The following is a 12,731-nucleotide window of genomic DNA, read 5'->3' as shown; positions in this document are numbered from 1 at the left end:
ATTACCTTTTCCAAGGACCTTCTTTGCTTATATCGATAAAACTGAATTCTTGAGTCACTTCGTCAAACTCCATTAACTCACCGCCTGATTTACGAATGTTGTCCAATAATGGACCAGAGACGGTTTCTGTTCTTGGAGAAATGACAATGCTGAATGGCAAGTTGTTATCAGCGGCATAGTCACTAAAAGCAGTTAATTGGGGTGAATTACATAAGTTTTCTACATTTTTAATGTCTGTGACTCCAAATTCTTTTCCTACAGGTAAGTCGGGGATATATCCGTCTATTGAGACCGGTTTAGAGCCTCGACCTAAAGGAGCCCCCATAAACTCTCTTACTGCTCTTTCAAATTCATTACCCCCGGCATTATTTGCCCAAGCTTGCTGAGCTCGTTTATACCAATCATTCGGAGCGAGTACCTTTTCTGGATTTCTGGCTAGATAGCGGTCATACCGGGCGTGGTGCTCTTGCGGTATGTCCCCATATTTTTCACAACCACCTTTTAGTCCTAACGGATCTGTCCAGGTAATGGGATCTTGAACGTAAGCATAAAACTTACTTCCACCTGATAGCCTAATCGGATCTTGGCTAATATAACATCCTGTCGCTGGTTCATAATACCTGAACCGATTGTAATAAAGCCCAGTCTCACTATCCTCATACTGCCCCGGAAAACGGAATGGACAAAAATCTTTCTCGCCGCGCAGCTGCCGTAGATTACCCCATACATCAATCTCGCTGGCCCAGACTTGCTGGCCATTTTTGTCGAAGACCACGCTCGGTGTGCCGAGGTGATCGGCGATGATGGAATAGTGTTCATCCCCCACAAGTTTTGCCATGGGTGTGAAACTGTCGGGTTCAAAAAGCCAGGTGACAGGTTTGTCGATATTACCTTCTTCAAAGGCGGGAGGACCTTGGGATTCTAGGGCTTGCAGTAGTTGTTGACGCTGGTCTGCGCGGATATCTTCAGCAATTTGTTGTCGCGCTGACAGCGGTGTCGCATTGAATGTTTGGGGAAGATATTCAACCCACTCATGGAGCGGGTTGTTGCCGTCCCATATCCAGCGGGTAATTCTATTGTTAAAGGTCTTGCGAATTCGTCGGCCGAGCGGATCGTACTCAAAACTAACCTGCGAACCATCCGGGCGAATGACATTCGCCAGCGTGCCGCTGCCGTTCCATTCATAGCGCCAGCGTTTATCGCCAGGTTCAAGCTTACTGATCAGATTGCCTTCGACGTCGTAGTGGTAGCGTGTGGTGCCCTTGGTTGAATGTACCGCGAGTAGTTGGCCGGCCGGCCCGTATTCGCGGTCACTTTGCGCTTGTGTTTTAAAAAGGTTGCCGACGGCGTCAGGCATGCGTAGATCGAAGCTGTTATCGCTGTAGCGCGCCGACAGCAAATTGCCCAAGGCATCATGCTGGAACACCGTTTCGCGATTAAACTGGTCAATCAATTTGAGTAATCGGTTATTCAAACCCCACAAATACGTCTTGCTGCTGTGAAGTTGTTTGCTTTGAGTAATTTCATGACGAATCGGTCGACCCAGCTTGTCGCGGCTCCAGCGGCTATGAATTCCGCCGGGCAGGCTGCGCTCTATCTCAAGGCCTTGGTGATCCCGCTTGAAATCAGCTTCAAACTGTTTTTCGCCAGTGGAGATTCTGAGTACATCACCACGTTGATTGCGCACAATGCGTTGGTCGAGCCCCAGGGAAGATTGAATAGCCGTACGGTAACCTAAAGCATCATATTCAGAGGAAACCCAAAATTCGCCTTGATACTCCTTGCAAATTCTACCCAATGGATCCAGCTCCCACTGAAGCGACGTGGATTCATTGGAGGCTTTTATCAGCTCTCCATCTGCCCGGTAGGAAAACTCCTTATATGAACCATCGTTATGCAGCACTCGAGTAAGCTGATTGTTCGTGTCGTAGTGATAAGTAGAGTAGCGCTGGCCTGCACGGTTTATGCGCGTAGTGCGGCCTGCCGGATCTTTAATAAACTGTCGCATGAGCCCATCAAAGCCGGATTCACTGATAATGTCGCCGCGCGCATTGCGTTCGAACTGATAAACCCGGCCATGCTCGTTATAGATGGCGATAAGTTGTTCTTCTGTATCATATTCGAAGGTAATGCTGGTGCCAGCCTGCGTACGCGAAACCAGTTGGCCCATGCCGCGGTACACAAGAAAAATATCGTATTGGTGGTCCTTGGCTCGAACGATATTGTCTTCACCATCGTAGGCAAACAGCCGAACATTCCCATCGGGCTCCTCGATCTTGTGCACTCGTCCTAATTTATCGTAGTAAAGTCTGCGACGGTTACCACGGTTGTCCTGCGATGCAATCAAATTACCGAGCGCGTCATGCTCGAGCAGGACCTGGTCAGTATTACCTTCCCGGATGCTACGCAGGTTCAGATTCTGATCATAGTGGAAATAAAATTGGTTTCCGCCGGTATCTGTGACTGAACTGAGCGCAGCATCGGCATATTCGTAGCGCGTAGCGTAGCCGAGCGGATTTATCCTGGCGATAAGCCGATTGAAAGGATCATGTTCATAACGCCAGCTATTGCCCATTGCATCAATAAATTCTATGAGATTCTCCTTTTCATCATAGATAAATTGAAGACTGATATTATCGGCGCGGGTTATTTTTGTTGTATTACCACGCTCGTCATATTCGTATTGCGTTCTGTAACCCAGTTCATTCGTCTCGCTGATGACCTGAGCGTAATCGTTGTGTTCCGTAATAGTCGTATGCTGTAACGGATCAATCACTTTAAAAGGCAGTACGCCATCGTGATAATAAGTCGTTACATGGCCCAGGGAATCTTTTACGTAAGTGATATTGCTGGCGGTGTCGTAATGAATATGCCGTCCATAAATGCCACCGTCGCCCCAGGTTTTTATGCAGCGTGCATTGTGGTCAGTGCCGTCGTATTCAAAATAAAAACTGAGGTTATTGCGGAAGGTTTCCTTCACTAATAATCGGTGCTCATAGTGATAGATCAGCGGCTGCTTGAGCGCATCTTCCGTGCTGACTAATAGACCATCGCGATAATGGTATTCGACGGCGCAGAACCATTGTGGGACTGTATGATCCCGAGTGACATTGGATTGTGGTTCGGGTAACAGAATCTGATGGATACGCCCATCATCTGTATGGGTGAAGCGGATAAAGCGTCCGCCGCTGTCGATAATCTGAAGCAAGCGCCCATCCGTTGTGTACTGAAAGTCAATCATTGCACCGCTTGATTTTTGCTTGAGTGACATCAGCAGCTGGTTTGCAATGTCATCATTCAATGGCGAGAACCGATAGCGTAAACCCTCGCTGGTATCCAATGCATAGCCTTGCACATCCTTGATTAACGTCATCCGCTCCTGCCGATCAAAACTGGTCTCGCCGGCTTTAAGTGAAGGAAACGCAACAGATCGCCCGTCGGCCATGCGCACGGCCACGGCATTATCGATTTCACACAGCTGCACATCGTAACTGTGATGCCAGCCGTGGCCTAGCGGGCCGTCATAAATTGATGTGCTGTACCAGACTCTTTCCCATACCAGTGGCAGTGGTCCGGGGAGTGAAAAGTCGATGTGATCGGTGAACATCTTGCCGCTGGCAACATCGACCGGGTGGCCGGTCACCGTACAGATACCGCGATGTACTTTATTGCGCACATTTGGCGGCACACCGAGTTTATCCATCGCTTTTTTTGCGCGATTGTGTACAGCGTTGGAGATTTTTTTCATGCGCGGGCTTTTCTTCTGCATCTTGCGCAGTTTTTTGAACGAAGCGCCTAACGCCGACATGCCACCGCGCATGGCCAACGCCATCATATCGACTGTCGGTGGGCCACCGACCATAACAGGCATACCCACTGGAATAGCCAGCAATACGGAGGTGGGCAGTACCATGCCGTAAGATTTTTTCGGTTTTTTCATGCGGATCGGCGCGATCATGCCGATGTCGTGACAGCTGAGTGCGGGCAGGGCGGTGAAGCTGAGCGGTGCACCGTCGGCAACCACGGTCGAGCTGCCCATAAAGATTTCATTTTCATTCATGGGCGGTTTGACGAAGCTGCCGCCCAGGGGGAAGTGCGGAATCGGCATGCCGGCAGTGCCGGCATCGGCGCGCGGCACGCCGCCAACCCATACGGTTGCACCCAAATTGAATACCGGAATGTAATCGATAGGGTCGAGAATTAATGCGATGTGTGGATGCGGAATGGGAATGGGTCCCGCCGGTGTAATCAGGATGTGAATATCAATACCAAGAACCGGATCAAAGTGTTTGGCGATTAACATGCTTTGGCCACCTGTTGAACCTGGTCGAGCCAATCGTCGTTAAGTAATTCAGCGAATGTCAGTTTCACCTGGTCCCGGACTTCGGCGGTGGGGCTGAGGCGAATCATTGCTTGGCCTAGAAAGGGTAGCGTGGATTGGCTGCGTTGTTGCGCATCCATCTTACGGCTGATATCCAATGAGTTTTTCGCGTAACGCCAGGCCTGTTTTTGATCTTTGTTTTGCTCCATGCAAAAACTTGCCATGCGCCAGCTGTCGAGACTCAAAAATAAATCCTCGCGTTGTTCGGCGGCCTGGGCTGCTCTGTCGTAGACCAGCGCCGCTTCCTCAAACCGCTCCATGTTAAACAAACATGTGCCTTCGCAAACCTGGGCTTGCACAAACAATTTGTCGCAGCCCGCAATGGCTTCAGCTTCGCCTTGCGCGGCTATGGGTTGCGCTGCGCGATAGTCTGCCAGGGCTTCCTCAAAGGATTGCATATTCAAATACCCGGCGGCGCGGGTTAGCAGGACCGCAACCCACATATCGAGCCAGTGCTGTTGCTGGACAATAGTCAAGGCTGCGGCGGCGTGAGTTTCCAAGGCATCGCGTTGTTGTTTGCCGGCCGCTTCTTGCAGATCCACCATATGTTGGCGCAACCTTGCGCCGGGTGAGCCGTCATCCGCCGCGTGTAAAACAGCTCGCATGGCGTCGCGCATGTTGACCGGTGCAATAGCACTGTGAATATGTTGGGATCGTTTTTTGGCGAGTTGTGCCAGGGCAGAATCCGCGTGGGTATCCAGCACCAACAGGCGCAGCAATTTGGGCCAGGTGAATTCAGTATGGATATCGCAGCATTGTCCCCACCAATCGATGTAGCCTTTGCTATCAGTTACCGCAGTGGGCGTGATGGCCAGGGTCACTGTATGAACATAATCACCAAACGCATGAATGGCCGCGTTGCAGGTGCGGAACAGCGCCTGGAAGCCACTGCGACAGGCAGTCAAATCGGGTGTTTGCCAGGCCAAAGAATTATCACCTTCTTCTTCGTCGGCGTCAGCCAGTCCTTCGTCGATGAGGCGGCTCATTTCAGTCGCCAGCTGATAACCAAAGTTTTCTGCGCTGTCGAACTCGCTATTTACATGAATAAATAAATGCGGATTTTTTTCATCCAGTTGTTCTTTGACTTTGATAAATGTCAATGCCAGCTGACCGTCGTCTGGCGTGAAAACCCAATGAAAGATGGGCATTTCGCTGTCAATAAACGCTTCCCATTGTTCGTCAAGTTTTTCCAGTTCTTTTTCGAACGGATTTTGTTGCTTCTTCATGTGTGACAGTGTCCTTTTGATCAGTCTGTTGATGCTGATTAATTCAACTTGACCAAGGGGCCCATCACACTGACACCCATCGCATCAATTTTTACAAAGCTCGCGCCCATGGATAAGGTAATACCCGAGGCATCAATACTGATACTGGAACCCGCGACGGAAAGATTAATTTGTGCTTGGCCGAGTACATTGATGTTCAATGCCGAGGTATTGGCATTGGTCGAGATAGACACGTTTTGCGAGAGCGCACTGATATTCTGGTTGCCGCTGACATTGACGGTTTGGTTGCCGCCGACAGAGGTTTCCTGATTGGCGCCGACCCCCAGGGTTTGGTTTGCGCCGATGTTTAATACCTGATTGGTACCGACAGTGAGATCCTGGTTGGTACCCACGGTGCGGCTTTCGCTGGAGCCGATGGATGCTTCCACTTTTCCTGCCGTGTTTTCCGTCAGATTGCCTGCAATTGTGCTGCTGCGATTTCCCTGAACACTCGCATCCTGATTGCCTTGCACGCTTGCTGTTTCATTGCCCTGTACGCTGTGGGTAGCATTGCCACCGATGGTGGAAGAGGAGTTGCCATCGACACTGTAACTGGCGTTGCCGGTAACGGCAGAAGACAAATCGTTGCCTACCGTGGTATTAAAATCTTTTTGCGCATGAAATTTGAGTTGTTCTGAACCCTTGGTGTCATCGATAGACATTTCATTAAATGATGCACTATCGCCTTTGGCTGAGCGCGATTTCATACCCGCATAATGTTTTCCATCGGGCAATGAAACCGGCGGCATGTGCGCGCTGTTGTAAACGCCACCGATCACCAGGGGTTGATCCGGGTCGCCGTTCACAAAGGTCACGACCACTTCCTGCCCGACACGGGGAATATTCAGGGTTCCCCATTTGGTGCCAGCCCAAGGTGTTGCCACACGTACCCAGCAGGAACTTTCTTCATTCTTGCTGCCGTATCTGTCCCAGTGAAATTGCAATTTAACGCGGCCGTATTTATCCGTATAAATTTCGTCACCGGCTTTGCCGACCACCACCGCCGTTTGAACACCATCAATGCGGGGTTTCCTGATCTGGCAGGGAGGGCGAAAACTGATTTCAGCGGGAATACAGGAAAACCGGTTGCTGTAGCTCGCGCCCAGCGATGCTCCGTTACTGTCTTTTTCTTCAAGGTAGCTGCCGTCGAAGCCAAGGTGTTGAATTTGGGTGATAACGAATTGCTTTTTGTTATCAGCAACGTTTTCGTCAGAGCGCAGTTTGAATTTGCGACCCAGTATCAACGAGGGAATATTGGTGTCTGCCACAATATTTTCATAAGCCATTTCCTCCTGCTGCATACGCAGGCGGGTAAGGCTTTGACCCTGCTGGGTGTCGCGATAGTTGCCGGGGAAGTCGAACATCTCCAGTGGTGCGTTGTTTTTAAGCTTGATAGAGGTAGCCGTTTCGGTCAACAGGGAATGGTTGGGATTCTCGAAATTAAAATCCGTTTGTGCAAAAGCGCCAGAGCAATATTGAAACCGGTGTTGCCAGCGATTGATGTAGTGTTTGCCCCGGGAGCCGGAGCTGTGTTCGAGGGTTTCTTCGACCAGCGTTTGGTACGCGGCGGCATTATCAACAATATGTAAAATATGTTTGTCGGCTTGGTGCTCGAAATAATAAAAAATTCCTTCTTGTTCCATCAGGCGCGAAATAAACTGGAAGTCGGATTCCTGATATTGAACGCAGTATTCCAGTTCCGTATGTTCTTCGCTAAGGGAAAATACGTAATCATTAAAACCCAGCTCACCCAACACGGCTTCAATAATCTGTTGCACGTTCTGGTTCTGGTAAACCCGGCAATTGGTGCGTTTGTCTAGAAACCATAGCCAGGGAACAATCTCCGCCTTATAACCATAAAGGCCGCGTTTTTCCAGGCCGGTATAAACGAAGCTTTTAACAAAGCCGTTCAGGTGGCGTGGTGCTGCGCTGTTGGCGTCAATAAGCAGTGCAACATGATCGCCGATGATATCGGCCGGATTGATATTTTCTTCGTAGGACAACAGGTCCAGTTCAAAGCGAAAGAGTTGGGAGAAGGCTTCGGTGCCTTGTACGCGTCTAAGCATCAAGGCATCTTTACCCAGGACGGTTTCAATGCGTAAAAAGCGATTGTCCTGAGTATATTGCATGCCTGTTTTAAAAAGACTGTTCACACTCGTCTCCTTGCTTTTAAATACCGCCGCGCTTCGTTGAACCAATATGCGCCGGGGCATCGCTGAATGACATCCCCCTGTCAACAACAGGTGGAACTAATTGCCTGGAATTGTAACGCCCTGCGTAAAATAAAATGAATCACTTCATTGCGAAGTGTGATGCGCTACGCCATTTTAAAGTGCCAGGTGGCAGCGCATTATTTTTCCTGTCATGGCAATTTATTGTGGCGCAAAAAAATCCGGATTGAACGTTATTGCTACGCATTGACCGATGTTTGGCGATGGCATTAAAGTTTGCGTTCGTTCTGAATTCATAGGATCATGCACAGGTTTTTTATTACAACAGCAATAACAACATGTGGCCTACGGTTATGTTAAAAATTGTAATTCCCCTGACGCTAACCCTTTCGCTGGCACTGATATCATCGGTAGGCGTCAGCGCCGTGCCGGCTATTGAAAGACTCACCTTACAGAACAACCATATCCGCGCTGAAATTACGCCGGACATTGGTGGGCGGGTGGTGCACTTTGCCCGGCGTAACGCGCCTAATTTTTTGCGCATCGGGGCGGAAGTAAAGGAGCATCCCGCTCCGCTTGTCACTGCCGAAAGCCATAATATCGGGTATCTGGGGCACGAGATGTGGGTCGGACCACAAAGCGCCTGGTGGACTCAACAAGATATAAATGTAGAACGCCGGGACGCTGAAGCAGTGTGGCCACCAGATCCTTTTCTGGTATTGAGCCGTCATAAAATTACTCATCAAACGGAAGAACAGATTGTGCTGGATGGTCCAGCCAGTCCTGTCTCCGGCGTTGCTTTTACCAAGCGCTATGAATTATTAAAAGAACGCCCGGACAGTTTGCGTCTGGACGTTAGCGCACGTAACACACGTAGCACGCCGGTAAGCTGGGATATCTGGTTTAATACGCGGGTGCGCGCCGAGGCGAAGGTGTATGTGCCGATTCAGGATGAGAAAAAGCTGCGTATGAATCCCTTTCCTGGTGACAAGGTTGCACCACCGGTCTACCAGTTGAAGCAGGGATTATTTTCATTCGAGCTTAAGGCTCCGCCCCCAGGCAAAACCATTCGTCGCGGAAAAGTTTTTATGCAGCCCTCCGCAGGCTGGATGGCCGCGTTTGATCAGGGGCAGGTGTTTATTATTCAGTTCGATTTACAACCCGAATCATTGATTCATCCGGAGCAAGGGCAGGTTGAGTTGTACCTGGATTATCAACCGCAACATCCCACAGCGAGCTTGATGGAACTGGAGGTGCATGCGCCATACAAAACCCTGCAGCCCGGAGAAGATATGCAGGCGCAGGAAATATGGACAATCCTGCCTTATGAGGGGGATTTCACCAGTGAAGCGCACATTGCTTTTCTCAAACAACATGCTGCCGCCCTGGGTCTTAAAAATCTCTAAAACTGCTGCCGCTATCTATGTATAATTTTTTTATCCATAAAATTCAGCAGCGCAAGTAGATGCAATGTCGACAATTGGCTGGCGATAGTTATTAATGGGTCAGCCAACCCTTGCGCTGTTGGAATAGTTAGTTTCGCTAACAGTGTTTTTATATAGCAAATTAGTTTTCCATTTAACAAAATTCTGAGACCTCTCCCATTTAAATAGCTCTGCAATGTGCTTAGCATGCGCTCCCGTAGTTCTCGCTTTACGTCCTTCGCTAAAAACATTTCAATAATAATTCAGGAGAGCAAACATGTTATCAATCCATTTGAGGCCAGTGCTTTTATCGCGCCGGTCGTTACTTATCTGCTATTCATTTTTACTTATCGTTCTGTTGTGTCCATTGCTGACATCTCACGCGTTTGCGGCGCGTCAGATGGAATACCTTGATCGTGGTGTGGTGGCGATTCGTTCCGGCAACGGTGTGTATATCGGGTGGCGCATGTTAGGCAATGATCCGGCTAACATCGGCTTTAATGTGTATCGCAACGGTACACGTTTAAATAATTCACCCATCACCAACAGCACCAATTATTTCGATGCCAGTGGTTCAACCAGTGCCAACTATACGGTGCGCGCCGTGGTAAACGGCAGCGAAAGCGGTGACAGCGTCGGGGGGAGTGTGTGGAGCAATCCTTACCTGGCCGTTAATTTGCAACGTCCCAATGGCGGCACTACACCGGACGGCGTGACCTACGATTATATTGCCAACGACCTGAGCGTGGGCGATCTGGATGGCGATGGCCAATATGAAATCGTACTGAAGTGGGAGCCGTCCAACGCCAAAGATAATTCACAATCCGGTTACACCGGCAATGTATTGATTGATGCTTATGAATTGTCCGGCACGCGTTTGTGGCGTATTGATCTTGGACGAAATATTCGCGCCGGTGCGCACTACACGCAATTTATCGTCTATGACCTGGATGGTGATGGCAAGGCAGAAGTGGCGATGAAAACCGCTGATGGCACACGCGATGGTACCGGTGTGGTGATCGGAAATGCCAACGCCGACTACCGCAATTCTGGCGGCTACGTTTTATCCGGCCCGGAATTTTTAACCATCTTCAATGGCCAAACCGGTCGCGCGATGGCGACCACCAATTACGTGCCCGCGCGCGGTACTGTCAGTTCCTGGGGTGACGGATACGGCAATCGTGTGGATCGTTTTCTAGCGGGTGTGGCTTATCTCGATGGCACACGGCCCAGCCTGATTATGTCGCGCGGTTATTACACCCGCGCGGTAATTGTGGCGTGGGATTGGCGCAACGGGCAGTTAGCGCAACGCTGGACGTTTGATAGTAACAGCAGCGGCAACAGTGCCTACGCAGGGCAGGGCGCGCACAGCCTCACCATTGGTGATGTCGACAATGACGGACGCGATGAAATTGTATTTGGTGCAGCAACGATTGATGATAACGGGCGCGGACTTTACAGCACCGGCCTTGGTCATGGCGATGCATTGCACCTGGGCGATTTCTTACCGAGTCGCCCTGGCCTGGAAGTGTTTATGGTGCATGAGTGTCCGAGCTGCTACGGCCAACACGGTGTTGAGATGCACGATGCGCGCACCGGACAAATTATCTGGAGTCATGACGGCGGACGTACCGACATCGGTCGTGGCGTTACCATGGACGTTGATCCGCGTTACGCTGGCAGTGAGAGCTGGGCATCGGCAGGCGGCATGTATGCTGCCAATGGCACGCTGATTTCGTCGGCCAAACCAGGCTCGGCAAATTTCGCAGTCTATTGGGATGCAGACTTATTGCGTGAACAATTAAATGGCACCACCATTGATAAATGGAATTACAGCAACAGCACCAACAGCCGGTTATTAACGGCGTATCAATCCGGCGCTGCGCAGAATAATGGCACCAAAGCAAATCCGGGATTGTCCGGCGATATCCTCGGCGATTGGCGCGAAGAAGTCATCTGGCGTAACGAAAGCAATACACAACTACTTATTTTTTCCACCACCGCCGTCACGACACATAAGCTGCGCACGTTGATGCACGACTCTCAATATCGCGTTGCGATTGCCTGGCAAAACGTGGCTTACAATCAGCCGCCCCACACCAGTTATTTTCTGGGCGATGGTATGAGTGCACAGCCGGTACCGGATATTTATTTTGTCGGAACTGATCCCAATCCGCCGCTGGGTGGTTCAAGCTCCAGCTCATCCAGTTCCAGCAGTGGTGCGGCTATTGCCAATGGCACTTACGTGATTGAAGCACGTTCCAGCGGCAAAGTGTTGACCGTGGCAAACAACAGCACTGCGAATGGCGCTAACATCGTGCAATGGACCTACAACGGCCAATCTAATCAGCACTGGCAAGTGACATCCGTCGGCGACGGGTTTTATTCCATTCGCGCAGAACACAGCAACGCCGCTTTGGATATTGCCGGCCCCACATCAGCAGATGGTGCCAATATTATTCAAAACGCGTATGTGGGTGACCAGAATCAACGCTGGGCATTCCAGAGCGCTGGCGATAATTATTACGGCATTATTTCGCAATACAGCGGCAAAGCGGTGGATGTGGAAGCACGCAGCCAGGCAGATGGTGGCAATATTTTGCAGTGGACTTATAACACCGCAACCAACCAGCAATGGAGTTTGACACCGGTCAGCGGATCTCCCGCTTCATCTATAACTATTCAGGAAAACACGACAGGTTTTTGCGGCGTTGATGGCTCGGTCGACAATAACAACGCCGGTTTCACCGGCAGCGGTTTTGCCAACACCACGAATGCCGCTAACCAGGGTGTGAACTGGCGGATCAGTACCGGCAGCGGCAATTACACACTGACTTTCCGTTTCGCCAGCGTCGACAGTCGGCCAGCGCAATTGTTGGTGAATGGTAGCGTGGTAACAAGTCTGAATTTTGCATCGACCGGTGCATGGACTTCCTGGGGTGAAGTGTCGACAACCGTGAATCTTCCTGCCGGTACGCACACCCTTCGGTTGAATGCCACGGGTAGCATTGGTCTTGGCAATATTGATGCGATCACTGTGTCTGGTGATTCACCTGAAGCGGCAAGCTGCAGTGGTAGCACGCCGCCCAATAGTTCAAGTAGCTCCAGCAGTTCGAGTGCGCCGGCTAATGGCTCCGTGTGTAATTGGTACGGCATCAACTTTCCAATGTGTGTTAATCAGGTAGATGGTTGGGGCTGGGAAAATCAACAAAGTTGTATTGGTGTGAATACGTGTAATTCACAATAAGCACCACCACAACTCCCTCGCATTGAGCGTGCGTTTAAAATTCTGAAATAGTAGATATTTGCACAATGCGAGTTTGGCGTTAGGGGAGGTGTTTCGAAACCCTCAAGTCAGGGACGACTTGAGGGAGCTACAGGGATGATGCATTCGCCACATCCCTGTGGCTCACCCTGCGGGCAGTTTCGCTGTGCAAATTGGCTATCCTGCCAATTTGGAATACGTTTTCGAAACACCTCCCCTAATGAC

General features: G+C 50.3%; 5 protein-coding genes. 2 read left to right on the top strand and 3 right to left on the bottom strand.

All coding sequences use genetic code 11. The annotated features are described in order from the left end of the window. Nucleotide 1 precedes the first annotated feature (1 nt). Genes ACSV5M_RS07355 through ACSV5M_RS07345 form a run of 3 tightly spaced genes read right to left on the bottom strand, consistent with a single transcriptional unit; the run spans nt 2 to nt 7,799 of the window. Nucleotides 2–4,303, bottom strand: coding sequence for a DUF6531 domain-containing protein (locus ACSV5M_RS07355; RefSeq protein ID WP_439175040.1), 4,302 nt, complete (start codon nt 4,301–4,303; stop codon nt 2–4). Then, nucleotides 4,297–5,607 (bottom strand): hypothetical protein, encoded by a 1,311-nt coding sequence (locus tag ACSV5M_RS07350; protein ID WP_439175039.1) that lies wholly within the window; start codon nt 5,605–5,607, stop codon nt 4,297–4,299. The genes ACSV5M_RS07355 and ACSV5M_RS07350 overlap by 7 nt, the downstream gene beginning before the upstream one ends. Before the next feature lie 38 nt (nt 5,608–5,645). Then, complete coding sequence (locus ACSV5M_RS07345) at nt 5,646–7,799, bottom strand: type VI secretion system Vgr family protein (RefSeq protein ID WP_439175038.1); 2,154 nt, start codon at nt 7,797–7,799, stop codon at nt 5,646–5,648. Between the two features lie 371 nt (nt 7,800–8,170). Here ACSV5M_RS07345 and ACSV5M_RS07340 point away from each other — a divergent pair, with 371 nt between their 5' ends. After that, a complete protein-coding gene (locus ACSV5M_RS07340) occupies nt 8,171–9,223 on the top strand; it encodes a DUF4380 domain-containing protein (RefSeq protein WP_439175036.1) in 1,053 nt (350 codons plus the stop codon). A 418-nt stretch (nt 9,224–9,641) separates the two neighbouring features. Further along, complete coding sequence (locus ACSV5M_RS07335) at nt 9,642–12,488, top strand: RICIN domain-containing protein (RefSeq protein ID WP_439175034.1); 2,847 nt, start codon at nt 9,642–9,644, stop codon at nt 12,486–12,488. Nucleotides 12,489–12,731: the final 243 nt, after the last annotated feature.

Origin of the sequence: Cellvibrio sp. ARAG 10.3 (assembly GCF_051846955.1) — a bacterium.
Taxonomy (GTDB): domain Bacteria; phylum Pseudomonadota; class Gammaproteobacteria; order Pseudomonadales; family Cellvibrionaceae; genus Cellvibrio.
This window is presented reverse-complemented; position numbering and strand designations above follow the sequence as displayed.

Excerpts from the sequence above, each read along its gene's own strand:
- ACSV5M_RS07355 (WP_439175040.1), bottom strand. The coding sequence starts at position 4,303 with ATGTTAATCGCCAAACACTTTGATCCGGTTCTTGGTATTGATATTCAC.
- ACSV5M_RS07350 (WP_439175039.1), bottom strand. The coding sequence starts at position 5,607 with ATGAAGAAGCAACAAAATCCGTTCGAAAAAGAACTGGAAAAACTTGAC.
- ACSV5M_RS07340 (WP_439175036.1), top strand. The coding sequence starts at position 8,171 with ATGTTAAAAATTGTAATTCCCCTGACGCTAACCCTTTCGCTGGCACTG.
- ACSV5M_RS07335 (WP_439175034.1), top strand. The coding sequence starts at position 9,642 with ATGGAATACCTTGATCGTGGTGTGGTGGCGATTCGTTCCGGCAACGGT.